A 13,717-nucleotide genomic window follows, 5' to 3' on the forward strand; every position below is an offset into this window, starting at 1 on the left:
GTTCATCACCCGCCACCGCAGCCACCACACCGGGGAGACACACCACGCATGGCCACCGCACAGGAACTAAGCCAGCTCGCCGCGACCCTCGCCAAGCTCGCCGACACCATCGCCGAACGCGAGACCGCGCCACCCGAGCAACCAGCACCCAAGCCGACACCCGAACGGATCATGCTCACCGCCGAGGAAGCCGCCGAACGACTCGGCATCGGCCGAACCCTCATCTACCGGCTCATCCGACACGGCGAGATCGAATCCGTCCGCATCGGCCGACTCCGCCGCATACCCGCCACCGCAGTCCACGACTACGCCACACGACTCATCAACGGCACCGCCACCACGCACGCCGCCTGAGGCACCAGGGAGACGCATGGCCGGAAGAAAACGCACAGAGGGCACCCGCGCCCCGAACGGCACGAGCAGCATCTACCAAGGCAACGACGGCTACTGGCACGGCCGAGTCACCGTCGGCGTGAAAGACAACGGCAAGCCCGACCGGCGGCACGTCCAAGCCATGACGCAGGCAGAGGTGGCCCGGAAAGTCCGGAAGCTCGAACGCGAACGCGACGCGGGCACGGTGCGCAAGCCAGGCAAGGAATGGACCATCGAGCGGTGGTTGCTCCACTGGTACGAGCACATCGCGGTCCCGAACGTCCGCTACAAGACGCAGGCCTACTACCGAACAGCGGTAGAGAAGTATCTCGTACCGGGCATCGGGGCACACAAGCTCAGCAGGTTGGAGCCAGAGCACATCGAACGGCTGTACGCACGCCTGCGCAAACAGGGCGCCAAGTCCGCGACGCTGCAACAAGTGCACATCGCCCTCCGGGCCGCGCTCAACGAGGCCGAGCGACGTGAGCGGCTGACACGTAACCCCATCCGGGCCGTCCGCGCTCCCAAGATCGAGGAAACCGAGATCGAGCCACTGACCGTGGACGATGCGAAGGCGATTCTGCGGGTCGCGCACGGACGGAGGAACGGCGTCCGTTGGGCCGTGGCGCTAGCGCTCGGGCTTCGGCAGGGAGAGGCCCTGGGGCTCAAGTGGGCGGACCTGGCCGTCGAATGGCACCACGGCTGCTCGAATGACAACCCGTGTCGAGAGGGCAGCGCGCGTGCCTGCCCACAGGCGCAGGTCACAGGAATGCTCACCGTACGCCGGGCGTTGCAACGGCAGAGCTGGCAGCATGGCTGTGAGCCGGGTGACGGCTGCGGGCGCAAGCGCGGAGCCGACTGTCCGAAGAGGCACAGCGGCGGGCTGGTCGTCGTGGAGCCGAAGTCGCGGGCCGGTCGTCGCGTCGTCAGCGTCCCGCCTCCCCTTGTGCTCGCCCTGCTGGAGCACCGGCAAGCACAGGACGAGGAACGGGTGCGTGCGGCGGACCTGTGGCACGACGGCGGCTGGATGTTCGCACAACCAACCGGCAAGCCGACCGATCCACGCGCCGACTACGGCGAGTGGAAGGACGTGCTCAAAGCGGCGGGTGTGCGAGAGGCCCGGCTACACGATGCCCGGCACACGGCCGCCACGTTCCTGCTCGTGCTCGGCGTGGCCCAGCGCGCGGTGATGGACGTCATGGGTTGGTCGAAGATCGACATGGCTCAGCGCTACCAGCACGTACCTGACGAACTCCGCCGCAACATCGCCTCCCAGCTCGGCGGGCTGCTGTGGCAAGCCTCCGGCGAGGGCGGTGACGACGACCCGGAGGGCGCTGGGGCATCCGCCTGAAGAGGACAACTGAGACGGAAACTGAGACGAACGCAGACCAGGGGGTTTCCGGATTACGGAAACCCCCTGGTCAGGAGTGAGCCGGCAACAGGACTCGAACCTGCGACCTGCTGTTTACAAGACAGCTGCTCTACCAACTGAGCTATACCGGCCTTGCGGATCTCACTATATCCGCCGCCGGTTCACACGAGTGCTCACCGGTGACCGGCGAGCTAAATTGGCAGGGGGTCGACGGGGGTCGTGATCTAGCAACGTGGCGGACGCCACTGTCGCCAGTATGCAACGGCAAGGGCATGTCGGTCGATGCTCTGCGGGAACCTGCGAGGAGGTGGGCGAATGAAACTCCGGCCGCGCGCGAGAACGGTGATCAACCGGCACGCGTGGCAGATCCTGGAAGCACCGGCCGACGATCACAACGACAAGCGAACCCCCCGCCAGCACCGGGGTCGCAAGCCGCGCCAGCGGGCGTGGCACATTCTCGAGGCACCGACCGGGGAACTGCCTGCCGTCGAACCCACGGCGGCCATGGGTCCTCAGCTACCCGACGAGGCGACCGTCCACCTGGTGCTGGATCTCGTCGTGCGCATCGGCGAGGTCCAGATGGCCAGCGGCGCTGGCGCCTCCGACGTGACGGCGACGATTCTGGCGCTGACCCGGGCCCTGGGTCTACCTCACTGTGAGGTCGACGTCATTTTCACGTCGATCACGGTCAGCTGTCACCGGGGCAGTGACCTGCCTCCGGTCACGGCCGTGCGCGTGGTGCGTTCGCGCAGCCTCGACTACACGCGGCTTTCCGACACCGAGCGGCTGGTCCAGCAGTTGCTGCGCAACCGGATCAGCACCGAGGAGGCCTACACCGAGCTGCACCGCATCACCAACGCGACGCACCCGTACCCGCGCTGGGTCGCGACGCTGGCCTGGGGTGGCATGGCGGCCTCCATCACCATGCTGCTCGGCGGCACCGGGTGGGCCTCGCTCGTCGCGTTCGTGATCAGTGCCGTCGTCGACCGGGTGGGCAGGCTGCTGAACAAGGTGCGGCTGCCGTTCTTCTTCCAGCAGGTGATGGGCGGGTTCGTGGCGACGCTCTCCGCGATCGCGATCGTCAACCTGGAGTTCTTCCCCCTGGACAAACCGACGCTTGTGGTGGCCGCCGCCCTGACCGTGTTGCTGTCCGGCCTGTCCACTGTGTCCGCCGTGCAGGACGCCATCACGGGCTACTACGTCACGGCGGCGGGCAGAACGCTCGAGGTGGTGCTGATGAGTGCCGGGCTCATCAGCGGTGTCGCGTTCGCCATCAACGTCGCGGCGAGCCTGGGCGCGTCCCGCACCCCGGCGCCGTGGGTGCCCAGCCTGGATGCGCTGAACCTGCTGATCGTGGTGCTGGCGGGCTGCGGCGCGGCGGCGTGCTTCGCGCTGGCGTCGTACTCGCGGCTGCGGCCGCTGCTCGTGGCGGCGGTGGCCGGAGCCGTCGGCGCGTTCGCCTACGGCCTGCTCACCGGATTCGGCGCGAGCCAGATCCTCGCCTCCGCGACCGCGGCCACGCTCGTCGGTCTCGGCGGCGGAGTCCTGTCCCGCAGGCTCAGGGTCACCCCGCTCGTGGTGGCCGTGTCCGGAATCACGCCGCTGCTTCCCGGCCTCGCGACCTACCGCGGGCTGTCGGAGCTGGCCGACGGCGGCGACATCAGCACCTTGATGGGCGCGGTCGCGATCGGGCTGGCACTGGCCGCGGGAGTGGTGCTCGGGGAGTTCCTCGCGCAACCGCTCCGGACCGGTCTCGGGCGGCTGGAACGCAAGCTGGCGGGCCCCCGGATGGCCGGTCCCCTCGATCCTGGCCGCCGCCTGGACTGACGTTGTCGCGATAGTGTTCTAGGTATGCCGACCTCGGGAACGACGGAGACATCTGAGGCCAGAGCCGAGTTCGTGGTCGTCGCCAACCGGTTACCCGTCGACCTCGAACGCGGGGCCGACGGCACCCAGCGCTGGACACAGAGCCCCGGCGGGCTCGTGTCCGCGCTGGAGCCGTTCCTTCGTTCCCGCAAGGGCGCCTGGGTCGGCTGGCCCGGTGTCCCCGACGTGGAGGTCGAGGAGTTCACCGACGACGGCCTTGTGCTGCATCCGGTCACGCTCACGTCCACCGATGTCCGCGACTACTACGAGGGTTTCTCCAACGCCACCTTGTGGCCGCTCTACCACGACGTCGTCGCCAGGCCGATCTTCGACCGGAGCTGGTGGGAGGCCTACGTGCGGGTGAACCGGCGCTTCGCCGAGGCCAGCGCGGCCGTCGCGGGCGAGGGCGCCACCGTGTGGGTGCAGGACTACCAGCTGCAGCTCGTGCCGACCATGCTGCGCGAGCTGCGGCCGGACCTGCGCATCGGCTTCTTCCTGCACATCCCGTTCCCTCCGGTCGAGCTGTTCATGCAGATGCCGTGGCGGGCGGAGATCGTGCGCGGGCTCATCGGCGCCGATCTCGTCGGGTTCCACCGGCCGGGTGGCGCGCAGAACTTCCTCTGGCTGGCCCGGCAGCTGATCGGGCTGGAGCCGAGCCGTGGCTCGGTGGGCGTGCGCTCCAGGCCGGGCATGGTGCAGGTCGGCGACCGCACGGTGCGGGTCGGGGCGTTCCCCATCTCCATCGACGCGGCCGGGCTGGACGCGCTCTCGCGCACCAAGGAGGTGGCCGAGCGGGCCGCGCAGGTCCGCAGCGACCTCGGCGACCCGAGGACGATCCTGCTCGGCGTCGACCGGCTCGACTACACCAAGGGCATCGACCTGCGCCTGCAGGCCTTCCACGAGCTCCTGCAGGAGGGCAGGGTCAAGCCGGAGGAGGTCACCTTCGTCCAGCTGGCCACGCCGAGCCGCGAGCGTGTCGAGCACTACCAGCAGATGCGCTCGGAGATCGAGCAGATGGTGGGCCGCATCAACGGCGAGTTCGCCCGGGTCGGCCATCCCGTCGTGCACTACCTGCACCAGTCGGTGAACCGCAAGGAGCTCGCGGCCTTCTTCTCGGCGGCCGACGTCATGGTGGTCACGCCACTACGCGATGGGATGAATCTCGTCTGCAAGGAGTACGTCGCCTGCAGGCACGACCTCGGCGGCGCGCTCGTGCTGTCCGAGTTCGCCGGGGCCGCCGCTGAGCTGAGCAGCGCTTTCCTGGTCAACCCGCACGATCTGGACGGGGTGAAGAACGCCCTCGAACAGGCCATTACGCTCGACCCCGCGGAAGGTCGGCGTAGGATGCGCGCCTTACGTCGTCAGGTCCTGACGCACGACGTCGACAGGTGGGCGCGCTCGTTCCTCGAAGCTCTCGGGTCCGAGACGGCCGCCTGATCCCCAGAGACACTGCGAAGCTCCTTAAGGAGGAGTGTTGACCGCCGAGGCCCTGCCCGCTGAGCTGCGGCGTGCGATCATGCAGATCGCGCGGACGCCGCGCCTGCTGGTCGCCTGCGACTACGACGGCACACTGGCGCCGATCATGGAGAACCCGGACGAGGCCCGCCCGCGTCCCGAGTCGGTCGGAGCGCTGCGCTCGCTCGCGAGCCTGCATGAGACGACCGCCGCCGTGATCTCCGGCCGCGCCCTGCGTGACCTCGCCACGCTCTCCAGACTTCCCTCCGAGGTGCACCTCGTCGGCAGCCACGGCTCCGAGTTCGACATCGGCTTCGTGCACGAGCTCGACGCCGAGGCGCGCAACCTGCACCGGCGGGTCGAGGCGGAGCTCGATCGCATCGTCGACGGCGCGCCGGGCGCGGCGCTGGAGGTCAAGCCCGCGAGCATCGCCGTGCACGTCCGCCGCGCCTCCCGCGAGGACGCGCGGCGCATCATCGAGCAGGTCCACGGCGGCCCCTGCACCTGGGACGGCGTCTCCACCACCGACGGCAAGGAGGTGGTGGAGCTGTCCGTCGTGCAGACCAACAAGGGCAAGGCGCTCGACACGCTGCGCCACCAGGTGGGCGCGACGGCGGCGGTGTTCATCGGCGACGACGTCACGGACGAGAAGGCCTTCGCCCGGTTGTCCGGGCCGGACCTGGGGATCAAGGTCGGCGACGGCGAGAGCGCGGCCCAGTACCGGGTGCCGGACACCGAGCAGGTGGCCACCGTGCTGGCGTTCATGCTCGAGGAGCGGCGCAACTGGCTCTACGGCGAGCAGTCGCCGCCCATCGAGCGCCTCTCGATGCTCGCCTCGGCGCGCTCGGTGGCTCTCGTCACGCCGGATGCGAAGCTGACCTGGCTGTGCCACCCGGGACCCGACGCGCCGGCCGTGTTCGCCGACCTGCTCGGCGGCGAGAGCGCGGGGCACTTCACCATCAAGCCGCACCGCAACGGTCTGCCGCTCGGCCAGCGCTACCTGCCCAACACCATGACCGTCGAGACCCGCTGGTCGCGGCTTCTGGTCACCGACTACCTGGAACCGGAGAGCCCGGCGCACCGCACCGACCTGGTGCGCGTCATCTCCGGGGAGGCGCCCGCGTCGATCGTGTTCGCGCCGCGGCCCGAGTTCGGTGGTGTGCCCGTGCGGCTGCTGCAGGAGGAGGACGGCCTGCGGGTGCTGGGCACCTCCGAGCCGTTCGTGCTCCGTGCGCCCGGTGTGACGTGGCAGATCACCAGCGACGGTCTGCACGACACGGCGAGTGCGCTGGTGCAGCCGGAGCCGGACAAGCCGGTCGTGCTCGAGCTGCGCTGCGGCACCACCGACCTCGGCCCGCACGAGCTGCCGGAGATCGAACGGCGCGCGATCGCGGGCGAGTACTGGAGCTCCTGGTCCTCCACACTGAAGCTGCCCGCCGTGGAACCGGAGCTGGTGGCACGTTCCGCGCTGACGTTGCGCGGGCTCGCCGACATGGAGACCGGCGGCGTGATGGCCGCCGCCACCACCTCGCTGCCCGAGGAGATCGGCGGCGTCCGCAACTGGGACTACCGCTACTGCTGGATCCGCGACGGCGCCATGACCGTGCGGGAGCTGGTCATGCTCGGCTCGCTGGAGGAGGCGGAGGGCTTTCTGCGCTGGCTGCACGGCGTGCTCGCCACGCTGGCCGGTCCTGAGCGGCTGCACCCGCTGTACACGCTGGGCGGGGCGCAGCTCGGCGCCGAGGCCGTGATCGACTCGCTGCCGGGCTACAAGGGCTCGCGGCCCGTGCGCGTCGGCAACCTGGCCAACCACCAGGTGCAGCTGGACGTGTTCGGGCCCGTGGTGGAGCTGGTGGTGACACTGGCCGAGGCCCGGGGGGAGCTGCACGACGCGGACTGGCAGATGGTGCGCGCCATGGCCGAGGCCGTGAAGCGGCGCTGGAACGAGCCCGACCACGGCATCTGGGAGGAGCGGCACATGCCGCGCCACCGGGTGTACTCGCGGGTGATGTGCTGGCTGACCCTGGACAGGGCGATCAAGCTCGCCGAGGTCTACGACCGCCCGGTGCCGAACGGCTGGCCGGAGCTGCGCGACACCATCGCCGCCGACGTGCTGGAGCACGGCTGGAACTCCGAGGTGCGTGCGTTCACCACCGCCTACGACGGCACCGACCTGGACGCCGCCTCGCTGTTCGTGGGGCTGGCCGGGCTGATCGACCCGCAGGATGAGCGGTTCCAGTCCACGGTGACGGCGATCGAGGCGGAGCTGCGCAGCGGGTCGACCGTGTACCGCTACCACCGCGACGACGGCCTGCCCGGCGGCGAGGGCGGCTTCCATCTGTGCGCGGCGTGGATGATCGAGGCGTACCTGCTGACCGGCAGGCGCACCGAGGCGCAGGAGCTGTTCGAGCAGCTGGTGGACGCTGCGGGCCCCACGGGCCTGCTGCCGGAGCAGTACGACCCGGTGGCGGAGCGCTCACTGGGCAACCATCCGCAGGCCTACTCCCACATCGGCCTGATCCGCTGCGCACGCCTGCTCGCCCAGTAGCCTGTGTGAGCTGCGCCACAAAATGCCCCGGACTCCGACATCAGGCCGTCCCGGTCGCGTCACATCCGCGACCGGGACGTCAGCACGGGTCCGGGGTGTCGTCGGGGGACATCCCGGCCCCGTCAGTCCATCGGCACGTACTGCACGGCGTACAGGGCGCGGCTCAGGTCGCTCACCTCGAGGGTCTTGATACCGTCAGGCAGCGGGCCGGGGTCCGGGGGCACGAGGGCGTGGGTGAAGCCCAGCCGCACGGCCTCCGCCAGGCGCCTGCCGACGCCGGTGACCCTGCGCACCTCGCCGGCAAGGCCCACCTCGCCGATCGCCACGAGCCGCGGTGACAGGGCGACGTCCTCGCACGCCGACCGCACGGCCAGGGCCACCGCCAGGTCGACGGCGGGTTCGGTGACCTTCATCCCGCCGACCGTGGCCGTGTAGACGTCCTTGCCCTTGAACTGCGTGTCGGCGCGCTTCTCGAGCACGGCGAGCACCATGCTCACCCGCGCGGAGTCGAGGCCGCTCACGGCCCGCCTCGGCTGCGGCAGCGCCGAGTCGCCCACGAGTGCCTGCACCTCGCACAGCAGCGGGCGTTTGCCCTCGACGGTGACCGTCACGGCCGTGCCCGCCACCGCCTCGGTGTGCCGGTTGAGGAACAGCCCGGACGGGTCGGGAACGCCGACGATGCCGTCGTCGCGCAGTTCGAAGCAGCCGATCTCGTCGGCGGCGCCGAAGCGGTTCTTCACGCCGCGCACCATGCGCAACGTCGAGTGGCGGTCGCCCTCGAACTGGAGCACGACGTCGACGAGATGCTCCAGCACGCGCGGCCCGGCCACGGAGCCGTCCTTGGTGACATGCCCCACCAGCACCACGGGAAGGCCGCGCTCCTTGGCGAGCGCCACGAGGCCCGCGGCCACGGCCCGCACCTGGGTCACGCCGCCAGGAGCGCCCTCCGCCTGCGGCGACGTCATGGTCTGCACGGAGTCGACGATGAGCAGGCCCGGCTTGACGTCGTCGACGTGGCCGAGCACGGCCGACAGGTCGCTCTCGGCGGCCAGGAACATCCGCTCGTGGACGTTGCCGGTGCGCTCGGCCCGCAGCCGGACCTGTCCGGCGGACTCCTCTCCGGTCACGTACAGGGCCGCGCTGTCGGCTCCGGCGGCCCACTGGTAGGCGACCTCCAGCAGCAGGGTCGACTTGCCGACCCCGGGCTCACCGGCCAGCAGGACCACGACCCCGGGGACGAGGCCGCCCCCGAGCACGCGATCGAGTTCCGAGACCCCTGTCTGGCGCGCGCGGGACGTCTCGATGTCCACCTGGGCGATCGGCCGCGCGGGCGCGCTCGGCGCACCGGCCGCCACCCGGGCGAGCGCCGGGCGCCCTTCGCCACGTTCCTCGATGGTGCCCCACGCCTGGCACTCGGGGCAGCGGCCCACCCACTTCGCGACCTCGATGCCGCACTCGGCACACCGGTAGCTCGTCGTTGCCTTCTTCGCCACGCGCCGACCGTAGCCGCAACCCCCGACAGCGCGTAGCGGGCTCGAAGGCCTCAGTGACCGCCTTCGGCCTCGTGGCCCTCCTCCGACTCCCGTGGCTCGTCCGGCGCCGAGATCGGCAGCTCGACCTCCACCGGGCCCGCGTCACGGAACGTGAACGTGGCATCCACGGTCTGTCCGGGGCGCACCTGCCGCTTCAGTCCTTCCAGGACGATCTCGGCGTGCAGGCGGTTGTCCAGACCGGGTGCCGCCGGGCCGACCACGAGCGTCGAGTCGGCGGGCACGGCACGGTCGCCCGTGACGGAGACGCCGGACGCGGCCGGGGAGCTCACCGACACCAGCTGGTCGTTGGTGCCGCCCTGGTTGACGATGCTCAGCATCACCTCGGCGTTGGCGCCCTGGACGTAGGCGGCGGGCTGGGTGCCCTCCGGGTAGGCGAGCTCGGCGTCGCGAATGGCGATGTTGCCGGACTGCGCGTTGGCCCCGTTGATCGCCGCCGCCTGGGTGTCCGTCTGTGTGATCTGACCGGCCCCGCATCCCGTGAGGAACAACGCGGCACCGAGGCCGAGCACGGCCGCGCCCAGCATGCGACGTTTCACTTCTCGAGTCCTTCCTACCTAGGGTCATGCCCTGCCGCGCAGACTATCCCGCTGCCCCATCGGCCCCGGCACGTGGTAGCCGTCTCCGGTGGCGCCGCTCACCTCCGGCCACGGGAAATAGTCCACAGTGGATTTTACAGCCCGCGGGAATCGTATCGCCGCCCCACCTGCGTGAGTACGCGAATTGCCGGTTTGTCAACCCCCGGCGCCCGGCTCATCAGGCCACTGACCTGCGAGGACGAGTGCGGGTGGCTGGTTGCACCTTGAGGCTCCGTGCTAAGCTTGATACAGCGAAAGGGGCAGAGGACACATGGTTTTCAAGGTCGGAGAGACCGTCGTCTACCCGCACCACGGTGCCGCACTCATCGAAGCGATCGAGACACGCGTGATCAAGGGCGAGGAGAAGCAGTACCTCGTCCTCAAAGTCGCGCAGGGTGATCTCACGGTTCGCGTTCCCGCAGACAACGCCGAGATCGTCGGCGTGCGTGATGTCGTGGGCCAGGACGGACTGAACCGCGTTTTCGACGTGCTGCGGGCTCCGCACACCGACGAGCCCACGAACTGGTCCCGTCGGTACAAGGCCAACCTGGAGAAGCTCGCCTCCGGCGATGTGAACAAGGTGGCCGAAGTGGTGCGCGACCTCTGGCGGCGTGAGAAGGACCGTGGCCTTTCCGCAGGTGAGAAGCGGATGCTGGCCAAGGCGCGGCAGATACTGGTGAGTGAGCTGGCGCTAGCCGAGGGCACCGACGAGGGCAAGGCCGAGGTGCTTCTCGACGAGGTCCTGGAAACCGCGGCGGTCTAGCAACTCTGAACGTCATCGCACTGGTTCCCCTCGGCGATCGGGACGAGCACCATTCCGGAGCACTGCTCCGGTTCCGGGGTGAGCCGCTGCTGTCGCATGCCGTGCGCGGCCTGCTGAGATCCGGGGTGGTGGACCGGGTCGTGGTGGCAGGTCCGGCACGGCACAAAGCCGCGTACTCGGAGGCCGTCGAGCCGGCCGGGGACACGCGGGCGCAGGTTGTCGCCGGGGCCGCCGGCCGCGCCGATTCGGTGCGGTCGGCGCTCACGGCGAGCGCTGCGCAGCCGTCGGACGTCGTGCTCGTGCACGACCCGGCGAGGCCGTTCACCCCGGCCACGACCATCCGTGCCGTCGTCGAGGAGGTGCGGGCGGGGGCCGTCGCGGCCGTCCCCGTCGAGCCGGTCACGGACACCATCAAGGTCGTCGACTCCGACGACGTCATCCGCGGCACCCGCGATCGCGGGGGGCTGCGCTCGGTCCAGGCTCCGCAGGCCTTCCTCGCCAAGGTGCTGCTCGGTGCGCACTCGGCCGACCCGCTCGCCGAGCTGGGCGCGGAGGTGCACACCGTCACCGGCCATCCGCACGGCATGCGGCTGGCGACCCCGTTCGACCTGGCTGTCGTGGAGGCGCTGCTCACCGCGGAGGGCACCCCGTGAGGATCGGCCAGGGCATCGACGTGCACCCCATCGAACCCGGGCGGGACTGCTGGGTCGCGGGGCTGCTGTGGGAGGGCGTCGACGGCTGCGCCGGCCATTCGGATGGTGACGTCGCCTCGCATGCCCTGTGTGACGCGCTGCTGTCGGCCGCCGGTCTCGGGGATCTGGGAGCCGTCTTCGGCACCGGTGACCCGCGCTGGGCAGGCGCCCACGGCGCGGAGCTGCTCGCCGAGGCGCGCAGGCGCGTCGAGGAGGCCGGATTCCGGCTCGGCAACGCCGTGGTGCAGGTGGTGGGCAACGCGCCGAGGATCGGAACGCGCCGCGACGAGGCGCAGCGCGTGCTCAGCGAGGCCGCGGGCGGGCCGGTGAGCGTGTCCGGGACCACCACCGACGGGCTCGGGCTGACCGGGCGTGGCGAGGGCATCGCCGCGATCGCGACGGCCCTGCTGCTGACGACTCGGTAGCCTGGTTCCCGTGACGATCCAGGCCGTGATGTTCGACTTCTCCGGCACGCTGTTCCGGCTGGAACAGGACGAGACGTGGCTGGACGACCTGACCGACCACGAGGGCGATCCGCTCGACATCGAGGCGCAGGCCGAGCTGATGCGCAGGATGACGGCGCCGGTGACCCAGGTCGTGGAGCTCGAGGGCGAACTCCAGCACGCGTGGGAGAACCGCGACCTCGACCCCGGGCTGCACCGGAAGGTCTACCTGGAGGTGCTGCGGCAGTCCGGGATCCCGCAGGTCGAGCAGGCGAAGGCGCTGTACAACCGGCTGATCGACCCCGCGGAGTGGACGCCCTACCCGGACACGGAGCCGGTGCTCAAGACACTCGCCGACCGGGGTGTGCGCGTGGGGGTGCTGAGCAACATCGCCTTCGACATCCGGCCCGCGTTCGCCGAGCGCGGGCTCGACACCTATGTCGACGACTTCGTGCTGTCGTTCGAGGTGGGGGCCATCAAACCGGACCCGGCGATCTTCCGGATGCTGCTCGACCGGCTGGGCACGGCACCGGAGCGCACCCTCATGGTCGGTGACAGCAGGTCGGCCGACGGCGGAGCCCGCGAGCTGGGCTGCCCGTTCGCGCTGGTCGAGCCGCTGCCGACCGCCGAGCGGACCGACGGCCTGCTGACCGCCCTGCGCGAGCACGCCGTGCTCTGACCCGTACCATTTCGGGTGTGGCCCTTCATCTTTTCGACACCGAGACCAGGGACGTGCGGGAGTTCCGGCCCGCGCGCGACGGAACGGCGTCCATGTACGTGTGTGGGGCCACGGTGCAGGGCATCCCGCACATCGGGCACGTCCGGGGCGCGCTGAACTACGACGTCCTCCGGCGCTGGCTGGTCCACAATGGACTTGACGTGCGGATGGTGCGCAACGTCACCGACATCGACGACAAGATCCTCACCAAGGCCGCCGACGCGGGCAGGCCGTGGTGGGAGTGGGCGGCGACCCACGAACGCGCGTTCGAGGAGGCCTACGACGCGCTGGGCTGCCTGCCGCCGTCGATCGCGCCGCGCGCGACCGGCCACATCACGCAGATGATCGAGCTGATGCAGCGGCTGATCGACAAGGGGCACGCCTACGCGGCGGGCGGCGACGTGTACTTCTCGGTGACGTCGTTTCCCGGCTACGGCGCCCTGTCCGGGCAACGGCTGGAGGAGGTCCAGCAGGGCGAGTCGCAGGCCGAGGGCAAGCGTGACCCGCGCGACTTCACGCTGTGGAAGGGCGGCAAGCCGGGTGAGCCGTCGTGGCCGACGCCGTGGGGGCACGGCAGGCCCGGCTGGCACCTGGAGTGCTCGGCGATGGCGACGAACTACCTCGGGGAGGAGTTCGACATCCACGGCGGCGGCGTCGACCTGGTGTTCCCGCACCATGAGAACGAGCGGGCGCAGTCGCGGGCCGCGGGCGACGGCTTCGCCCGGTTCTGGCTGCACAACGCGTGGGTGACGCTCTCCGGCGAGAAGATGTCGAAGTCGCTGGGCAACGTCGTGTCGATCCCGCAGATGCTGCGCCGGTTCCGGGCGGTGGAGCTGCGGTACTACCTGATCCAGCCGCACTACCGCTCGACCATCGAGTACTCGGACGAGGCGGTGACCGAGTCGGCGCAGGGCTACCGCAGGGTCGAGCAGTTCCTGCGGCGGGCGGCGGCCGGCACGGACGCGGTCCGCATCGGCACGGTCCCCGGGGAGTTCGCCGCGGCCCTCGACGACGACCTCGGCACGCCGCAGGCGTTCGCCGTGCTGCACAACACGGTCCGCGACGGCAACGCCGCCCTCGACGCGGGCGACGCCGCGAAGGCGCGGGAGCTGGCCGAGACGGTGCGGGCGATGACCGACGTGCTCGGCATCGATCCGCTGTCGCAGCGCTGGGCGGAGAGCTCCGGTGTGGAGGCGAAGGCGCTCGGCTCGCTCGTCGAGACCCTCCTGGCCCGCCGCCAGCAGGCCCGCGCCGAACGGGACTTCGCGCAGGCGGACGCCATCCGCGACCAGCTCGTCGAGGCCGGCATCGCCGTCGAGGACACGCCCAACGGTCCCCTGTGGACAGTAAGAGACTGAGG

At 70.5% G+C, this 13,717-nt stretch carries 12 protein-coding genes and 1 tRNA gene; 10 read left to right on the forward strand and 3 right to left on the reverse strand.

What is annotated here, in order from left to right; genetic code table 11:
* Positions 1-48: 48 nt before the first annotated feature.
* Positions 49-354: a helix-turn-helix domain-containing protein gene (locus BAY60_RS02235; RefSeq protein WP_112279146.1), complete on the forward strand. Its 306-nt coding sequence runs from the start codon at positions 49-51 to the stop codon at positions 352-354.
* A gap of 16 nt (positions 355-370) precedes the next feature.
* Positions 371-1,723, forward strand: coding sequence for a tyrosine-type recombinase/integrase (locus BAY60_RS02240; protein ID WP_112279147.1), 1,353 nt, complete (start codon positions 371-373; stop codon positions 1,721-1,723).
* Positions 1,724-1,802: 79 nt separating this feature from the next.
* On the opposite strand, the gene BAY60_RS02245 is transcribed toward BAY60_RS02240, so the two are convergent.
* A tRNA-Thr gene (locus BAY60_RS02245) sits at positions 1,803-1,875 on the reverse strand.
* 184 nt (positions 1,876-2,059) lie between these two features.
* Here BAY60_RS02245 and BAY60_RS02250 point away from each other — a divergent pair.
* Genes BAY60_RS02250 through otsB form a run of 3 tightly spaced genes read left to right on the forward strand, consistent with a single transcriptional unit; the run spans position 2,060 to position 7,613 of the window.
* Positions 2,060-3,571 (forward strand): threonine/serine exporter family protein, encoded by a 1,512-nt coding sequence (locus BAY60_RS02250; protein WP_112279148.1) that lies wholly within the window; start codon positions 2,060-2,062, stop codon positions 3,569-3,571.
* 24 nt (positions 3,572-3,595) lie between these two features.
* Complete coding sequence (locus BAY60_RS02255) at positions 3,596-5,047, forward strand: alpha,alpha-trehalose-phosphate synthase (UDP-forming) (RefSeq protein WP_112279149.1); 1,452 nt, start codon at positions 3,596-3,598, stop codon at positions 5,045-5,047.
* Positions 5,048-5,084: 37 nt separating this feature from the next.
* Complete coding sequence (gene otsB, locus BAY60_RS02260; protein WP_112279150.1) at positions 5,085-7,613, forward strand: trehalose-phosphatase; 2,529 nt, start codon at positions 5,085-5,087, stop codon at positions 7,611-7,613.
* A 122-nt stretch (positions 7,614-7,735) separates the two neighbouring features.
* On the opposite strand, the gene radA is transcribed toward otsB, so the two are convergent.
* Both radA and BAY60_RS02270 read right to left on the reverse strand, forming a co-directional pair.
* Positions 7,736-9,106, reverse strand: coding sequence for a DNA repair protein RadA (radA, locus tag BAY60_RS02265; RefSeq protein WP_112279151.1), 1,371 nt, complete (start codon positions 9,104-9,106; stop codon positions 7,736-7,738).
* Positions 9,107-9,156: 50 nt separating this feature from the next.
* Complete coding sequence (locus BAY60_RS02270; protein WP_245992274.1) at positions 9,157-9,702, reverse strand: copper chaperone PCu(A)C; 546 nt, start codon at positions 9,700-9,702, stop codon at positions 9,157-9,159.
* 310 nt (positions 9,703-10,012) lie between these two features.
* Between BAY60_RS02270 and BAY60_RS02275 the strand changes: the two genes are divergently transcribed.
* The 5 genes from BAY60_RS02275 to cysS are packed head-to-tail and all read left to right on the forward strand — an operon-like array spanning position 10,013 to position 13,715.
* A complete protein-coding gene (locus BAY60_RS02275; protein WP_009156479.1) occupies positions 10,013-10,504 on the forward strand; it encodes a CarD family transcriptional regulator in 492 nt (163 codons plus the stop codon).
* Between the two features lie 20 nt (positions 10,505-10,524).
* Positions 10,525-11,157, forward strand: a complete 633-nt coding sequence (locus BAY60_RS02280; RefSeq protein WP_342769766.1) for an IspD/TarI family cytidylyltransferase — start codon at positions 10,525-10,527, stop codon at positions 11,155-11,157.
* Positions 11,154-11,621, forward strand: a complete 468-nt coding sequence (ispF, locus tag BAY60_RS02285) for a 2-C-methyl-D-erythritol 2,4-cyclodiphosphate synthase (RefSeq protein WP_112279154.1) — start codon at positions 11,154-11,156, stop codon at positions 11,619-11,621. The genes BAY60_RS02280 and ispF overlap by 4 nt, the downstream gene beginning before the upstream one ends.
* A 10-nt stretch (positions 11,622-11,631) precedes the next feature.
* Positions 11,632-12,318, forward strand: coding sequence for an HAD family hydrolase (locus BAY60_RS02290; protein WP_112279155.1), 687 nt, complete (start codon positions 11,632-11,634; stop codon positions 12,316-12,318).
* A gap of 17 nt (positions 12,319-12,335) precedes the next feature.
* Positions 12,336-13,715, forward strand: a complete 1,380-nt coding sequence (gene cysS, locus BAY60_RS02295) for a cysteine--tRNA ligase (protein WP_112279156.1) — start codon at positions 12,336-12,338, stop codon at positions 13,713-13,715.
* The last annotated feature ends 2 nt before the right edge of the window (positions 13,716-13,717 follow it).

The organism is Prauserella muralis (genome assembly GCF_003202285.1).
Classification (GTDB): domain Bacteria; phylum Actinomycetota; class Actinomycetes; order Mycobacteriales; family Pseudonocardiaceae; genus Prauserella_B; species Prauserella_B muralis.